The sequence below is a fragment of the Shewanella sp. NFH-SH190041 genome (assembly GCF_024363255.1).
Lineage (GTDB): Bacteria > Pseudomonadota > Gammaproteobacteria > Enterobacterales > Shewanellaceae > Shewanella.
The window spans coordinates 2,107,654-2,124,172 of the sequence record NZ_AP026070.1; the positions used below are offsets into that span (position 1 = coordinate 2,107,654).

Annotated in this window: 10 protein-coding genes and 1 pseudogene; 4 read left to right on the forward strand and 7 right to left on the reverse strand. The window is 46.4% G+C overall.

Translation table 11 applies throughout. From position 1 onward, the window contains the following. Positions 1-57: 57 nt before the first annotated feature. Positions 58-855 carry a tRNA-uridine aminocarboxypropyltransferase gene (locus tag NFHSH190041_RS09300; RefSeq protein WP_261924945.1) on the reverse strand — a complete coding sequence of 266 codons (798 nt, stop codon included), beginning with the start codon at positions 853-855 and terminating at the stop codon, positions 58-60. A gap of 330 nt (positions 856-1,185) precedes the next feature. Between NFHSH190041_RS09300 and emrD the strand changes: the two genes are divergently transcribed. Then, entirely contained in the window at positions 1,186-2,427 is a 1,242-nt protein-coding gene (gene emrD / locus NFHSH190041_RS09305; protein ID WP_261924946.1) for a multidrug efflux MFS transporter EmrD, read from the forward strand. A gap of 81 nt (positions 2,428-2,508) precedes the next feature. On the opposite strand, the gene pssA is transcribed toward emrD, so the two are convergent. After that, positions 2,509-3,822 (reverse strand): CDP-diacylglycerol--serine O-phosphatidyltransferase, encoded by a 1,314-nt coding sequence (gene pssA / locus NFHSH190041_RS09310; RefSeq protein ID WP_261924947.1) that lies wholly within the window; start codon positions 3,820-3,822, stop codon positions 2,509-2,511. Between the two features lie 318 nt (positions 3,823-4,140). Between pssA and NFHSH190041_RS09315 the strand changes: the two genes are divergently transcribed. Next, positions 4,141-4,314, forward strand: a complete 174-nt coding sequence (locus NFHSH190041_RS09315) for a hypothetical protein (protein ID WP_261924948.1) — start codon at positions 4,141-4,143, stop codon at positions 4,312-4,314. 45 nt (positions 4,315-4,359) lie between these two features. Further along, complete coding sequence (dacB, locus tag NFHSH190041_RS09320; RefSeq protein WP_261924949.1) at positions 4,360-6,027, forward strand: D-alanyl-D-alanine carboxypeptidase/D-alanyl-D-alanine-endopeptidase; 1,668 nt, start codon at positions 4,360-4,362, stop codon at positions 6,025-6,027. Between the two features lie 90 nt (positions 6,028-6,117). Here dacB and NFHSH190041_RS09325 read toward each other — a convergent pair whose 3' ends face one another. The 5 genes and pseudogenes from NFHSH190041_RS09325 to NFHSH190041_RS09345 form a co-directional block, all read right to left on the reverse strand. Then, complete coding sequence (locus NFHSH190041_RS09325; protein ID WP_261924950.1) at positions 6,118-7,872, reverse strand: acyl-CoA dehydrogenase; 1,755 nt, start codon at positions 7,870-7,872, stop codon at positions 6,118-6,120. A 323-nt stretch (positions 7,873-8,195) separates the two neighbouring features. Further along, positions 8,196-9,956, reverse strand: a complete 1,761-nt coding sequence (adeD, locus tag NFHSH190041_RS09330) for an adenine deaminase (RefSeq protein ID WP_261924951.1) — start codon at positions 9,954-9,956, stop codon at positions 8,196-8,198. A gap of 13 nt (positions 9,957-9,969) precedes the next feature. Next, positions 9,970-11,370 carry an NCS2 family permease gene (locus tag NFHSH190041_RS09335; RefSeq protein ID WP_261924952.1) on the reverse strand — a complete coding sequence of 467 codons (1,401 nt, stop codon included), beginning with the start codon at positions 11,368-11,370 and terminating at the stop codon, positions 9,970-9,972. Positions 11,371-13,780: 2,410 nt separating this feature from the next. Then, positions 13,781-14,773: pseudogene (locus NFHSH190041_RS09340) on the reverse strand (ISAs1 family transposase); the annotation flags it as partial. Positions 14,774-14,812: 39 nt separating this feature from the next. Next, a protein-coding gene (locus NFHSH190041_RS09345) for an IS3 family transposase (protein ID WP_261921927.1) occupies positions 14,813-15,888 on the reverse strand; the annotation gives its coding sequence in 2 pieces (ribosomal slippage) (positions 14,813-15,636 and positions 15,636-15,888; 1,077 coding nt in all). Between NFHSH190041_RS09345 and NFHSH190041_RS09350 the strand changes: the two genes are divergently transcribed. After that, positions 15,887-16,510, forward strand: a complete 624-nt coding sequence (locus tag NFHSH190041_RS09350; protein WP_261924953.1) for a hypothetical protein — start codon at positions 15,887-15,889, stop codon at positions 16,508-16,510. The genes NFHSH190041_RS09345 and NFHSH190041_RS09350 overlap by 2 nt on opposite strands. Positions 16,511-16,519 lie beyond the last annotated feature (9 nt).

Below are 16,519 nucleotides of genomic sequence, written 5' to 3' on the forward strand. Positions count from 1 at the left end.
TAGGTACTTTTTGCGACGTAAATTGATTATGAGCAAATCAATAAGGACAGCTTATGATTATGATACCGGTTCATCGCTATCACTGCCGGCACCGCAAGTTTGCGCATGCTGCCAAGCTTGTTGAAAATGATTAATTAACGTATTGCGCGGTGTTAAATCAGAGCTTGGGCGGCGATTACGTCCAAGCAGAGACGATTCAACAAATAATTCAAACCAAGCATTCAGCACAGCGGCATTATTTGTCTCTCCCATGGCCGCTAACACCATGACGGCCACTTCCGCGGTACCGAACTGAAAATCACGTTGGCCTTTACGCAGGGCATAACGGGCCACTTCACCCGCATCAAAGGACAACAGTGGGAAGCCGTGCAGATAAGGACTTTTTCTGAACATTTTGACCGCTTCACGCCAGCGACCATCCAACATAATAAAAAGTGGACGTTTCCCAGGCGCAAGAGCTTGGGGCGGAACCTGATTGACCACTTGCTGGCCTTCAAAGGCATATTCACCGGGAAAGACCACATACGGTTGATAATCAGGGTGTTGCAGCAAAGCCAATAACGCGGGATCCACACTGGTTCTAGACCAAAGAAACGCATGGGTATCCGGAACCATATCGGCAATCAATCGACCAGAGTTTGTCGGTTTCAATACTTCATCGTCATACATCACTAATGCAAAAGCAGCCTGACTATTGAGAGGACGAACATAGTCACAGGTGCAATAGTTCACCCCCAATAAACAGCGGGGACAACGGCGAAGACTTTTACCTCTGGCAGTAAAAGGTTTAGTAGAAAGCGATTTTCGATATTCATACAGCTTGTGGACTGCATGCTCGGCTGGCTGAGAGGTCATATTAAAGCTTCACACATAAATCAAGTAGCGCACCGCGGGCGCAAAGATCACCCGAGGGTACTGAAAACCCGCAAGTGTACTGCTTGAACAGACAAAGGACAATTAAAGGGATAAATGTTGCTTAAAACCGCCAATACCCCTCATAGCACGCAACAGTTAAATCACAAGTCGTAAGTAGGGCTTTACAGTGATTTTGACTTAAATTTTCTTATGAAAACAATTATAAAAAATGCTGTTCCAGATGGCCTCAGACCCATTGAAATATCATTTATACCCTCTACAATCCGCATCCGTTATCAACCACTGTTTTTTTGCATTTTTGGAGTTATCATGCCCGCTCATATCCAGGGGCCAGCACCTTCCCATCGCGCCGAATCTTCCGCGCCGCTGGCCACTACACTTCTCCATCTGGTTTTTATGGTTGCCTGCGGCCAAATGGCCCAAACCATTTTTGTACCAGCACTGCCGCTGATCGCCAGTGGCTTGCATGCTGATGCCGGGCAACTGCAGGGTATTATGGCCGCCTACCTGCTGGCATACGGTTTATTGCAATTTGTTTATGGCCCTATCTCAGACAAAATAGGCCGGCGCAAACCACTACTGTTTGGTATTGGCTTATCTGTGGTAGGCGCGCTATTTGCGGCCAATGCCAGCAGCGTCAATATGCTTATTCTTGCCAGCTGTCTGCAAGGGTGTGGTACTGCTGCGGCTGGGGCTTTGAGTCGCTCCATTCCACGGGATCACTATTTTGGTGACCGGTTAATGAAGTTCAACAGTTATGTCTCTATGGCCGTGGTGTTCCTGCCTCTGGTGGCGCCTTTTATCGGGTCATTTACCTCCGGGCATTTTGGTTGGCAATCGGTTTACTACACCCTGGCCGTATTCAGCGCCGGCGTGTTTGTGATGTTGCTATTGGGCTTTAAAGAATCATTGCCCGTTGAAAAGCGTGAACCAACCTCCTTTATTCAGGCATATCGTAAGGTAATGCGACATAAGGCATTTCGCGGTTATATGCTGGGGCTGGTGGCCACCTTTGCCGGTATTGCTGCATTTGAAGCCATCGGCGGGGTGCTGTACGGCCAATCACTCAAAATGTCACCCATGATGGTCAGTATCTGGTTTGTCGCCCCTATCCCGGGCTATTTACTGGGCGCCATGATGGCATCTCGCAGTGACAATATGCGTAAACTGATGAACCGGGGTATCGCCTTGCTGGGCTCAGGTGCATTAGTGATGTTGATCCCTGGGCTGTTTGGGCTGGTGGTCGGCTGGACCCTATTGTTAGGCTCCATCCTGTTCTTTTGTGGCGCAGGCGTGATGTTCCCGGCGCTCACTTCTGCGGCGCTGGAACCCTTCCCACGTCAGGCGGGGATTGCTGGCGCCCTGCTAGGCGGCCTGCAAAACTTTGGCGCAGGTTTGGCCGCGACCGTCATGGCACTGCTGCCGATGCATGGTCAACTGTCTATAGGTGCGATTTGCGCCGTGATGGTTATGGTTGTGGTGTTTGCGCTCAATTATGCCAAAACCCATGCCGGCCATGCTGGTAGCCATGATATGCAGGCGCAGATATAACCGGTATTGGCACGTTTTACTGAGACAAAAAAGCCGCCCCTGATGGGCGGCTTTTTTTATGCGGTGATCCTGCAAACAGTATTAGAGGATCCGACGTAACAGAATATCGGCTTTAATACGGTTAATGCGGGACATCAACTTTTTCACTGGCGCGGGATAACTCTGCAGCGTTTCAACCTGACTGAAATGGAATAGTCGATTGGTATGAGTCAGAATAAATGCCTGCTCTTCGGCAAACTGCTCAGCGTAAACACCCTCTTCATCAGTGATCAACAGACCATTTTCCAAATCCAGTGCCCAAGCGCGAGGATTAAGGTTAGAGCCGGTAATCAAATGACGCTTACCATCGGCACTGATGCCCTTCAGGTGGTAACTGTTATCTTCGTGCTTCCAAATATGGATATTCAGTAAGCCTTTATCAATTGCCCACTGCTGCCGTTTTGCAAACTTACGTAAAGATTGCTCATACAGATAAGGCACCGCACCAATCGGGGAGAAATCTTTTTCCTCTGGAATAAAGAAATCATTAGCCGTTTTATCCCCCACCACAATATCAATACGCTTACCTTGGCGCAGATGACGGGTTAATGCCCGGATCAGTGCCAAAGGTGGATTGAAATACGGCGTGCAGATAAACAGAGATTCTTGAGACTGCTCCACCAAGGCTAAAATTGCGCGGTTTAGTTGGTTACGTTTGCGACCCAGCCCCATAAATGGGGTGATACGCAGGCCAGTTTTAACCCGGTCAAACTCATACTTGGCACTGGCCAGACGTTTTTTAAAGCTGCGTATATCAGCTTTATCCGGCAACACTTCTGTCTCAGCAGGCTGGCACAATGATGAAACTGCGGGATCGTCAACCAACACCTGACTGATCATATTACGCATTGTTTGCGCCAATTCAGCAGATTCAATCACATGGTAACGATCAAACCGATATCGACCCTGTTGTTGCAGATAGATATTGTTCAGACTTGCACCGCTATAAAGTACGGTGTCATCGATGATAAAGCCTTTAAGATGTAATACACCCATCAGCTCACGGGATTTAACCGGTACACCAAGAATGGCAAAAGGATGCTCAGCATTGAGCATGACATCCCGGTACATCAGATAATTACCACTATCACCTTTATGGCCAATCAATCCACGGCGGGCACGATGGAAATCAACCAACACCGTGATATCCAGTTGAGGATTCTTCGCTTTCGCCGCCAATAATGCAGACATGATTTCCCGTCCGGCATCATCATCTTCCAGGTAAAGTGCGGTCAGGGTTATGCTCCGCTGAGCGTGTTCAATTCTGGAAAGTAGTTCAGCCTTAAAGCGGCTCGGGGTCAGCAGCCAAGAAATGGCCTCTGGCTGCAATGAAATTCCACCTAGCTTGTTCAGCAAGGCATCCTCCTTAGACAGGCTCCGTCAAACTTATACCTGTTCAGAGCCAGTTAATCACTATTCAACAGTGTGGCACACCCAAGGGGCCAAAACTGCTGCCCCATAATGCAAACAGCAATCAATATCAGCCATTTGTCACAGGGGTAATGCATTTAAGAGGGTAGAAATTACCGGCTAACGCGGTCTTGGGCAAGATTTTTCTGCCGCGCGGGGCTTTTTCTCACTCCATACTGATTAAATATTCTCCCATCAGCACTAAAACCGGCTATCGCCATATTGAATTCAGCTATACTGGCCGCTTAAATAGCCGGAGGAATCATGAAGTTTAAAGCGCTCCTGACCATAGTTGCAGCATTACTGGCATCAGCCTGTTTGTTTCATTTTAAAGCAAGTCTCGGCTTGCTGGTGCTACCCCTGTTTATGTTGCTGGTGGTGTTTGTCACTCTGCGGCTTTACATGTTGATGGCTCAGGATGATATATCTGGCAACTAGCTAATACAAAGACATGCTTAACAGGCGCAGGATATGGACCCACGGATGAGTAGTAAAGTTACCCCCTCAGCCACAGTATTAGTCACAGCATTTACTCTGCTGAGCATCACTCCCCTCGCCCAAGCTTTTACTCCCGCGCCTGTTACGTTACCGCCATCCCCCACGGCGACGATTGAATCACAAATCCATCAACTGACCCCACCAACATCATCATTAGCGCTAGTACTACAGCGAATAGAACCCGCTAACATTGTTGGGGATACGCACACTGACATCCCACAACTCAGTATCAATGCCGATACTTTAATGCTGCCGGCCAGCACCCAAAAATTATTGGTTGCAGCAGCGGCCCTCAAAGGATTGGGCAGTGATTATCGTTTTACGACTAGCCTGTATCGCAGGGGCAAGGTTACACAAGGGGTATTGCATGGCGATCTATTATTCGCTTTCGATGGTGATCCGACGCTAAGTCGGACACAACTGGCGAGTCTGCTTGAGCAGGCTAAACAGAGCGGCATAAATAAGGTACAGGGAGATGTGTTGCTACTCGGTCAACCTCAGCGTCTGAGCAGAGCCTCAGGCTGGGCTTGGGATGATTTAGGGATCTGCTACTCTGCACCAGTTTCCAGTTATATAATTGATGGCAACTGTGTCAGGGGAAAACTGTTACCAGCAAAACAAATGCCTTCTACGCTGCTTTCCCCAAAAACACCTGCAAACATACCTGCAATAGTTGACCTACCCGCTAATGCCCACTTAACGGTAAATAGCTCAGCCTATTTTGTGCCTAATGTTGCCGAGAATACGGCTAAAGCAGCCCAGACGGCAAAGGCGAATGAAGCGGATGGACGTCATCACTCAGTAGCTAAGTCCAGACTGGCGCCTTGGTCGTCATTTTGCCAACTGTCATTACAATCTAGCGGTAGCAACCAATATCAGCTTAGTGGTTGTTTCTCCCCAGTCAGGCCTTTGCCGTTAGCGATTGCGGTTAATGACGCAAATGCTTATGCACAATCTGTTGTCTCACAACTACTCTCTGACACCGGCATCACGCTGCGTGGTAAAATCAAACTGCAGCCATTATCAAACAACCCACCCAATAAGTTAATCCCCATGAGTACTGTGACTTCATTGCCGACTGTTGATTTAGTGCATACTATGCTGCTGCGCTCAGATAATCTCATCGCCGATGCCTTGCTGTTTAAATTGGCAGAGCAATATTACGGACCACAAGCAGGATTTCCCCAAGGCGTTGCTGCTATGACAGCCGTATTAACTGAGCTTGGCGTTAATTTATCCGCCGCCAAGTTATTTGATGGCTCAGGGCTGTCGCGCTATAACCTGCTTAATGCCAGACAGTTGATGGACCTCCTATCACATATTCAAGCCGATCCCGAGTTGCGCCCATTGTTATCCATGCTGCCGTTAGCCGGTAAGTCGGGCACATTAAAATATGCTCAAGGTTTTACCCATGCGCCGCTCGCCGGGTTGGTTTATGCCAAAACCGGCACCCTTAATGGTGTCAGTAATCTGGCTGGCACTGTCATATTGCAAGGCACGCCTTATCTGTTTGTGATGATGGAAAACGGTATTGCACCAGCTCCTAATAGTACAGAGATGGATGATAAGAGTAAGGCCCCACAGCAGTCACTCAGTGCAAGGGTATTGCAATATTTGATGCAACAGGCAAAGGCAATAAATCAACTGCCTTAACACCACAACATTTCCAGAGCTAATAAAATAGCCCTGTCGTTGCATACGGCAGGGCTATTTTTCGCGTGTATTTGTTATTTTGAATAATGCCTAAAACAATGCCTCGGGCATGGCCATAATGCTGCGTTCACCGGCTTTTACTTGAGCTAATAAACTATCCACTCGGGGGAGCAGCTTATCCAAATAGAACTGGCATAAATGGGTTTTGCGTTGGCGCAATTCAGTAGATATCTGACTATCACCCTTGGCAATATCAGCCATAACCACACTGTAATAGCCACATAATGCATAACCAAAGGCATCGAGGAAATCTACCGCACAGGCGTTAATCAATGCGGGTGACGTTAATTTTTCTCGATTGAGATCATGGGCCACGGCGAGAATATCACTAAAGCAATGGTGTACTAATTCAGCCTGCTCTTGATCCGCACAAGCGGCTAAGCGGTTATTCAGCTCAGTGATAAATGCCCCTAGGGTTTCAACATTATCACCAACCACTTTACGGCCTAGAAAATCAATCGCCTGAATGCCATTAGTACCTTCATAAATTTGTGCAATTCGCGTATCCCGCACTAATTGCTCTATCCCGGTTTCACGGATATAGCCATGCCCGCCAAATACCTGTTGGGCCATTACCGTCATATCCAGCCCGCGGTCAGATAAAAATGCTTTGGCGACCGGGGTCAGTAATCCGGCAAAGTTTGCCGCCATGGCTTGTTGTTCACTGTCTTGGCTGTATTTCGCCACATCCAGTTGCAACGCAGTGTGAACTGCTAATGCCCGGCCACTATCAGTTAAGGCATTAATGGTAAGCAACATTCGCCGCACATCGCCATGTACCACAATGGCATCTGCACCCGACGACTTGTGTCCAGCCGCCTGCCCTTGTTGACGCTCTTTAGCGTAACTGCCAGCCATCTGCCTTGCAGCTTCTGCACTGCCAAGTCCCTGTAGCCCAATCGCTAAGCGCTCGTAATTCATCATGGTGAACATACAGACTAAGCCACGATTAGGTTTGCCCAGCAAATAACCTGTCGCCCCATCAAAATTCATCACACAGGTGGCTGACCCTTTCAGCCCCATCTTATGTTCAACTGCCCCTGGGGTGACACCATTGGCTTGTGTTGGCATACCCGTATCATCCAGGGTCAATTTCGGCACCACAAACAAAGACAAGCCACTTGCCTGTGGCAACTTTGCCAATACCAGATGGATAATATTTTCTGCCAGATCGTGATCGCCACCCGTAATGAAAATTTTCGTGCCGGTAATGCGATAGCTACCATCAGCTTGAGGTTCTGCGCGAGTGCGGATATGGCGTAGATCAGAGCCAGCCTGAGCTTCGGTCATATCCATCGCCCCTGCCCATTGGCCGGAATACAACATTGGCAGATAACGGGCTTTTAGCTCATCACTGCCGTGGGCATTGATGCAGAGCGCCGCCCCAGCGGTAAGCGAGTTATACAGGGTAAAAGCATTACAAGCGCCATACCCCATTTCATCCACCAAAACGCCGAGCATCTTAGGCATGCCCATGCCCCCAAAATCGGAATCGCCACACAGCCCTACCCAGCCACCATCAACAAATGCTTGATAGGCATCCCGGTAACCATCGGGGGTGAATACTTTGCCCTGCTCAAACCGTACCCCCTGCTCATCCCCCGGCCTGTTGAGTGGGTAAACCACCTCTTCATTAAGGCGCGCAGCTTCCGCCAAAATGGCCGCCGCGGTCTCTTCATCAATATTGCCAGCCAGCTCAGGCAATTGTTGCCAAATTGCTGGGGCATCAAACAGACCATTGAGTACAAACTGCATTTCATCCAAGGGGGCGCGGTATGGGTACATAATGACTCTCAAACAAGAATTTAAACATTTGTTTAATTTACCCAGATTTACCAGGTAGGCAAAGCCTTTTATCCCTTTCATTGATGGGGAAGCTGTAAACTGTGCAGCGAGGCACGCAGCGGGTAAATGCAATTTTGCCTTAACAGGGAAAGTGCCACTAAAGGACTTAGCACGAAGCGAATTGATTAGATGAAAAGCAGGTTACAGAGTCATTGTGGTATAACGCTGTAACCATTTATGCCACACCGTAAGCAGATTTAGCTTATCGGCTGGTGGCCATTACCAAAAGAAACTCAGTGCGGCAGTTGTTTAACTTGCTTAAGTTATGAGAGCTTCAATGGGATAAAGCGAAATGTATTAACATCCACTAATCCTTTCGCCGTCAGTTTAAGAGATGGGATCACCGGCAATGCAATAAAGCTCATCTGCACGAACGGCTCGGGCAAGTTTACCCCTAAACCCGCTGCGGCCTGTTTCAATGCGGCAATGTCCTGACTGATTTGTTCCCCCGTTGCCAGACTCATCAAACCTCCTAACGGTAATTCCAGTTCGGCAGTTACTTTCCCACCTCGCACTACGCAGTAGCCCCCGCCTAAGGTAATAATATGGTTTACCGCTATCGCCATGCTGGTGGGGTCTGCACCAATAACGATTAAATTATGGGAATCGTGACCGACACTCCCTGCGATAGCGCCCTCACGCACAGAAAAACCCCGAATAAGCCCAAGTGATGCCGGTAATTGATGACCATAACGTTCTAACACGGCCACATGATTAATCCCTGCATGGTTGAATGATTGCCCATCATAATCACAGACAAGATCGGCAGTGAGTAACTCATTTTCTATAATATCAATAACATGATATTGCCCGGGCTGAAGTTCAGGTGTCAGTTCTCTCGCGGTAACTGGATGTCGGATTAACGTCGGTTGTAGCGGCGGCTGAGATGCCGCAAGCTTGTTAGCCAGATTTTGTCGCAGCGGTAATTCATCAACAAACTGTCCCGCACACACCACCCGCTGAATATTCACCGCATCTAAGTTGCCGACTAAGTTAATATCCGCCCGATAACCGGGTGCCAGTAACCCCAAACGTTGCAGCCCGAAATGTTTCGCCGCCGACCAAGACGCAGCCCGGTAGGCCAAATAAGGCGCGATACCATGTCGGTTGATCAAACGCCGCACCATAAAATCCAGATGACCCTCATGTATGATTTCATGAGGGTTTCTATCATCGGTACACAGCAAACATTGAGAAACTGTCGTTTCACTGATCAGTGGCGCGAGCGCATCAAGATTTTTCGCGACAGAGCCTTCACGAATAATCACACTCATACCTTTGCGTAGTTTTTCCTGCCCTTCTGTCAGGGTGCTGGTTTCATGGCAATTACGGATCCCGCTACTGATATAGGCAGATAACGGCAGTCCCGTAAGCAGTGGACAATGACCATCCAGATTCAGGTTGCTGAAAGCTGATAACTTATCCAGCATGGCTGGCGCGGCACCAATCACCCCGGGATAATCCATGACTTCAGCTAAGCCCAACACATTAGGGTGTTCCCGATACATCTGCATCTGTTCCAACGCCAGTGATGCACCATTGATATCCAAGTCAGCGACTGCTGGCACACAAGAACTGACTTGGACAAACATATTCTGGTGTAGTGATTGGCTGCAGCGTAAAAACCAATCGATGGCTTCAGTACCGATAACGTTTGTTAACTCATGGGGATCGCATACCACAGAAGTGGTTCCCAACGGCAGAGTCGTACACTCAAATTCAAAGGGAGTCATGGTGCTGCTTTCAATATGCATATGGGCATCAATAAACCCAGGCACGGCAATCGCGCCCTGACAATCCACGGTGCGGTGAGCCTTGATTGATTCAGCTTCAGCCCCTAACGCTGCAATATGTTGTCCGCAAATCACCACCGGCCCGGGGCAGATGTCACCGAACACTAAATCAAGATAGTGGAGGTTTTCCAGCCGCAGATCTGCAGCAAGCTCTCCTCGCTGTACCGCCAAGAGCTTCTCCAGCGCTTGACGGCTCAATTGCTGGGTATGTTTGTGCATTAAGTCAGCCATACCGCCTCCAAGCTTAGTGACCATCCACAAAGATAAATTTTATGGTAAACAGCAGTGCGACCAGTGCAACGCCGGGGTGAATTTTACGCCATTGCCCGGTACCGGCTTTCATCACACAATAGGTGATAAATCCGGTGGCAATACCTTCGGTGATTGAAAAAGTAAACGGCATCATAACGCAAGTAATAAACGCCGGAGCGGCTTCGGTCATATCCTGCCAATCGACTTTAGCTAAGCCTGAACACATTAAAATGCCCACGTACATCAAAGCCCCGGCAATAGCATAGCCCGGTACCATGGCCGCTAACGGAGAGAAAAAGATCACCAAAATGAATAGCAGCCCAGTTACCACCGCCGTTAAGCCTGTACGCCCTCCCACGGCAACCCCGGAGGAGCTTTCGATATAAGCTGTCACGGTTGATGTTCCCATATAGGCACCGGTAACCGAGGTAAATGAATCGGTCAGTAAAGCCTGTTTCATTCTTGGGAAACGCCCGCGTTCATCGGTAATGCCGCATTTTTCAGTAACCCCTATCATGGTACCGGAGCTATCAAACAGACTCACCAGTGCAAAAGAAAAAATGACACCTGCTAACCCCAGATCCAAGGCCCCGGCAATATCGAGCTGACCAAAAGTGGATTCAATACTGGGCGGCATCGCCATAATTCCGGTGTAATTCACCTCCCCCATTAATGCGGCAATCAAAGTCACCACCACAATAGAGATAAGTACTGCTGCATGAACACCTTTAGATACCAAGATTAAAATAATAAAGAAACTTAGCGCCCCTAACACACAGGGTAATGAACTGAGATCGCCCACGGTTACCATGGTTGCGGGGCTGGCAACAACAATACCGGCATTATTCAAGCCAATAAGTGCAATTAACAGCCCAATCCCACTGGGAATACCAATCCGCAAACAAGCGGGAATATTACTCAAGATCCATGAACGAATACCCAAAACAGACATTAAGGCAAAACAGATAGCTCCCCAGAATATGGTTCCCATCCCGGTTTGCCAGCTAATGCCCATTCCGACCACCACAGAAAAAGCAAAAAACGCATTCAACCCCATCGCAGGAGCTAAAGCGATGGGCAGATTAGCGATAAGCCCCATAGCCAAGCAACCAATGGCACTTACCATACAGGTCACCACAAATACGCCGCTGGCGTCCATCCCCGCAGCAGAAAGAATTTGAGGGTTCACAAAGACGATGTAAACCATGGTCATAAAGGTGGTGATCCCAGCGATGATTTCTGTCGAAACCTTGGTGTGCTGAGCTGATAATCGAAAATAACGTTCCAACCAGCCGTCTTTTACAGCAGGATTGGGTTGAGCGTTATTTGAGGGAGTCTGAGGTGACGCTGGTGCAGAGCCAGCAGGCTTAGGGGTGTGTCCTGGCAATTCCATGGCCAAAATCCTTCTTCAGGGGAAATCCTTTCCTGAAATAGCAACAGGCACTGATTGATATCTGCGGTAAAGATCAACACATATCATCCAGCCATTTGCGGACCTTCAGGGGATGTCTAGCTGTCTTATCGAGTAAACCGGCAGGCTGATGCCTGCTAAAATTGTGCGCAAAATAGACATGAAAGACCTTGATACAGGTCACAGAGGCAGGAGTCTTTAATGCAGCAAAACCACTGTTGCCGCTGAATTTATCCTTTTATCTTAATGAGATAACCATCATACACACATTGCCGAAGTAATGTTTTTCAACTTTAGCTATTGAACCGTGACATCAGGTTTTGTGCTTGATGGTAAATATTTGAGATGGATACCAAAGGAGTGGCGACATCATACTGCTGCCCCCGTGATTAAACGTCGTGGCCGCCCTACATATGACCGCCAAGCCCTGACTGTCTGCAGGTAATATTGGCCGCTGCCAGACAAGTATTTATAACTCAGCCTTATCACTGGGTAATAACTGAAGAGATTATCCAGTCAACTGGTGTTGATAGGGCATTAATCAATAACTCATCGACAGCAAAGCGGTGCTGTACCAAGCCGTATCTAATAATATTCACGCATCATTTTTCTTAAAAGAAAACCAGTTACAGCTTGAGTCGCTAGCCGCAATAGCATTGATGACCTGTTTATGACTTTCTTCGACACGGATATCACTTATCCAAGATTATTGGGTCTTATCTACCGAACCTTAGTGCTCAATGATGGGCCAACACACAACCTTATTAACCATGCCATTTTGCGTTATACCGACTCATCACATATTCTAATTCTTACCCTATTACAGTGAAAAGGTTTTATTGAGTCAGGGTTAAATGTCACTTTGTTAAAAGACAGCGTTAATGCACTGGTGATGGTGCCTTTTTACCCCATGTTCCGGGGTGAACATAGCTAATGCCAAATAAATACCTCTTAAAACATCTTTTCAGCATAAGACCACACCCTTTCTACTCGGAAACTCGAGAAATCTGGAGAGTTCTCGACATCAATATTCAGGTTAAACCTCAAATGTCCTTCAACTTGCTAGGCTGTTTTAATTTAAATGTTGGTGATTAGTTGAATGTGGGTTCAGTTGGTGGGGATATTTATCAGCAAAAATTGTACTTGCCTAACATATATATTTGTTAAGTATTTATATGCCCAATAATCATGATGATTTCGGCTTAAGCCGATGAGCATTTCTGATGGAATTTCGCTAATACCTTGTTATTTTAGATTTTTCCATAGGTTTCCTTCTCTACGAAAGCCAAGGAAACCTATGTTGAGTGGAAAAGTTTTAATGAAGAGATGTATCGTCAACTAGATATCACTAATACGATAAAACTAATACGATAAAACTTTATTTTTGACCAAATTTCAGAAAGTTATGTTAATCGTCGTTTTTAGTGATAGCAGTAAGCAGATGTCAGAGATGAAAGATTTATGCCTAACTCAATACCGTTTATGCTCAAGATTAGTGAGTTGGCTGATGGAGCGCTTTCTATGATGCCATTGAAACATTCCGCCCACCTATCTACGCCTTTTACCAGAGCCATCCCCATCGTCAGCTACCATCAACAACTACAACCCCATAATAATATCCAACAACAGATTACATTAATCTTCTGGCAAACAGCTCTACCTGTTAATAAATACCTCTTGACCTATTTCTTCCAACCGGTAACCTGCTGGAGCAAACGTTATATAGTCACTTACTCGGATAATAATTTGGTACAAGCACCGACTAAACCCCGTATGTCTAAGCTCTCAATAACAAGCTTAGATATAACTGCATGAAATATTAGGACTATCTCACTTATACGAATTTTCCGGGAATAATATTTATTTTAAACTACGAAAATCTTTATATTACTTTTTTAGAATTAACCAACAACACCTTAAATTATCTTGAGTTAACATTGAACATTCGGCCGTTTCTGCCCATTTTCAGTCAGATTAACTATGGGTGTCATTGTTCTTGTTTAGGCTATTTACGGATGAAGATGTGCGGTAGGCTGAGAAGAGGTTAAATCTAAGACCGTGTAAATGCCTCAATTTAGTCAGACCGGAATGGTGTCGCAAGAATACCTTCAAGCTACATAGACGAATGTCACACTTCAGTGTTAAATTCGTGGTTAGCCAGTTACTGTTAACGATGGATACGCACTACAAACTAATGAAATAATGAAATAATGATTTTCCTTTTATATTTTAGACTTGCGAGCAAAGTAATGTTTTTTGTACACTAATTATTGATAGAATCGACATAAGTAATGTATTAGATAATTCATAAGAATTGACTACCTATGCTGTGTCCTAAGTTTATTTCACAGCCTATAAAGCTAACAGGGCGAGAGCATACTTCGATGACTTTTTATCCAAAGAAGACCTTTGAACGATAATCATCATTCCAGCCCGCCTTTTTTATCTTATTTCGTTGGCTTGGTGCATCACAATGGCACTGCTGCAACAGGTTCATCACAAACCGGCGAAATAGCGCCATATTTTCAACGGCATCACCCATTGCAATGCGCGAAGCATCCTCTTTAAAAACAACATCAAGGATGTAATGTTGACTATTTTCAATACGCCAGTGTTGACGAATATAGTGTCCTAAAAGCTTATGTTTTGGTGATAAAGAGCTGACGTAGAAGCTGGTATCGATTGAGGTTTTACCATCTTGAGTACGATGGCGCTCCACCGCAATGAAACTGCGGATGGTCGGCCATTTCTCTATTAACTCCGGGGTGAGCTTAGCCTTTAACTGAAAGACGTAACGTGCTTCTGTACGCCCATGAGCTTGCTGAATAACTTCAGTAATGACCTTTTCCTTATTGGCATCACACAGAGTTTGGAATTGAGAACGAATAAATTTATGCAGTAGAGGTTGATTTTTCTTAACTTGAACAACGACATGAGCTTTCTTACTGCTGATTAACTCAAGCGTTTCACGCTGGCAATGGAGTGCATCCATAGTGATGACGGCACCTTTGATATCAAGGACTTTGAGCATCTGTCGTACAACTTTGATTTCACCGTTTTTATTGGCTGTCGGCCGCTGGCTGAGAACGAGTCCGTTCTCACAGTCGTATGCAGTAACAAGCTGCAATGCTTGCTTGGGGTTATTACGATAAGCCCCTCGAAGTACCTTGCCATCCAGTGCAATCAGTGGCTTACCAGAATGGTAACGATGCTCATTGGCCCAGCTTAATAGGGCTAACAGCAGTGATTCGACTTCAATAGCGCGCAAGATGCGCGCAATCGTGTGCCGGCGGGGAACACCTGATTCATACAAACGGTACTGCTTTAACCAATCAATTTTATTGTCCCCAAACTCTTGAATATCGCGCCAACCCTCAGCTCCTGAGGTAGTCCTCCCTTTTTTAACCGCAGTTTAAAGTAGAGGCTAAGCAGCCATCAGTGGTGGCCTGCCATTGTTTGCTTTGTGTGGTCGTTCATGATTGTAAAACCAAAGCCACTTTGTTGCGTAGTCTTGTACCTCGTCTATTGAGTCGAAAAGATGCTTGCTGACCCAACTGTATCGAATTGTTTTGTTGTGCCTTTCTATGTAAGCGTTCTGCTGGGGCTTACCTGGCTGAATATATTCAATCCGAATGTTGTGTCGCTTAGCCCAATTGACAAACTCACCGCTAATGAACTCAGGCCCATTATCACAACGGATAATTGAAGGCTTTGGCCGCTGCTCCAAGAGTTGATTTAGCGTCCTAATAACTCGTAATGCTGGCAATGACAATCCCGCTTCAATCGCCAAACCTTCACGATGATAATCATCGATAACGTTGAATAAGCGGTAGCGTCGGCCATCGGCTAATTGATCATGCATGAAATCTACAGACCAAACTTGATTCGGCCGCACGGGTTCTTTTAGAGGCTCTGGGGCATGGCGTTTTAGCCGTCGTTTGGGGCGAATACGCAGGTTTAACGCCAACTCGCAATAAATACGATATACGCGTTTGTGGTTCCAGAGTTTGCCTTTCACATTGCGCAGGTAATCAAAGCACAGACCAAAGCCCCAGTCATTTTCATCTGTCGTCAGCTGGATAAGCCAATCGGCAATATCCGCATTTTCATCTCGAAGGACTGATTGGTAGCGGTAGCAACTTTCACTGACACTGAAAATGCGACACGCCATTCGAATACTGATGTCTGAAGCCGCCACAGACTGCTGAGCAAGCACTCGCCGCTCACTGGGCTTCACCACTTTTTTGCCATGGCTTCCTGAATGATTTCGGCTTTGAGGCGTTCTTCTGCATACATTTTCTTGAGCCGCCGGTTTTCGTCCTCAAGCTCTTTCATGCGTGCCATGAGTGACGCATCCATGCCACCATATTTTGCACGCCATTTGTAAAAGGTCGCACTGCTCATGCCATGCTCACGACAAAGCTCTGGAACGGGCGTTCCTGCTTCAGCTTGCTTGAGGATGTTAATTATCTGACTGTCTGTGTATCGCGATGTTTTCATGTCGAATCTCCTACGTTTTACCTTACGAGAAAATTCTACTTTTGGCTGCTGTTATTTTTCGGGGGGACTACCACCACTATTTTTGATCATGATAATCAAAGATATCACTGGACTTAATTGGTATACGCACCAGTTTAACTCTGCCATGCTGGGGCTTCACAAGATTACATTCCCCATTGGCTTTTCGATGACAAACTCAAGTGTAGTTTGGGGATTAGTCATAGTTTCAGTGATTAGCTTGTTGATGCTGTGGTATGTCCTGAAGAATATCACTTCTAACCCGTTTGATATCACCATTACAAAAGCGAAAAGTCGCTCTAGTGAAGTGGTGAATTACACTATCCCCTATATGATTTCCTTCGTCGCCTTTGACTTAAGCAAATGGCAAGACTTGCTATCGCTCATCATATTCTTGGGTATCCTCTGCTTACTCTCCATTCGCAGTCAGAGTATTTTCATCAATCCAATTTTGGCAGCACTTGGTTATGGTCTTTATGACTGTAGCTATACCGAAAATGGTAGGGCTAAAGAATGTGTGATGCTATCACCGAAAGATCTAACAACTAATGATTTAGTAGAATATAAAAAACTGAATAATTACATGGGCATAATAAAAGACTAAGGGACTAAC

Bases quoted from the DNA above. Each gene is read 5' to 3' on its own strand.
- NFHSH190041_RS09335 (WP_261924952.1), bottom strand. From the start codon at position 11,370: ATGGAATTGCCAGGACACACCCCTAAGCCTGCTGGCTCTGCACCAGCG.
- dacB (WP_261924949.1), top strand. From the start codon at position 4,360: ATGAGTAGTAAAGTTACCCCCTCAGCCACAGTATTAGTCACAGCATTT.
- NFHSH190041_RS09315 (WP_261924948.1), top strand. From the start codon at position 4,141: ATGAAGTTTAAAGCGCTCCTGACCATAGTTGCAGCATTACTGGCATCA.
- emrD (WP_261924946.1), top strand. From the start codon at position 1,186: ATGCCCGCTCATATCCAGGGGCCAGCACCTTCCCATCGCGCCGAATCT.
- NFHSH190041_RS09300 (WP_261924945.1), bottom strand. From the start codon at position 855: ATGACCTCTCAGCCAGCCGAGCATGCAGTCCACAAGCTGTATGAATAT.
- adeD (WP_261924951.1), bottom strand. From the start codon at position 9,956: ATGGCTGACTTAATGCACAAACATACCCAGCAATTGAGCCGTCAAGCG.
- NFHSH190041_RS09325 (WP_261924950.1), bottom strand. From the start codon at position 7,872: ATGTACCCATACCGCGCCCCCTTGGATGAAATGCAGTTTGTACTCAAT.
- NFHSH190041_RS09350 (WP_261924953.1), top strand. From the start codon at position 15,887: ATGTCGAATCTCCTACGTTTTACCTTACGAGAAAATTCTACTTTTGGC.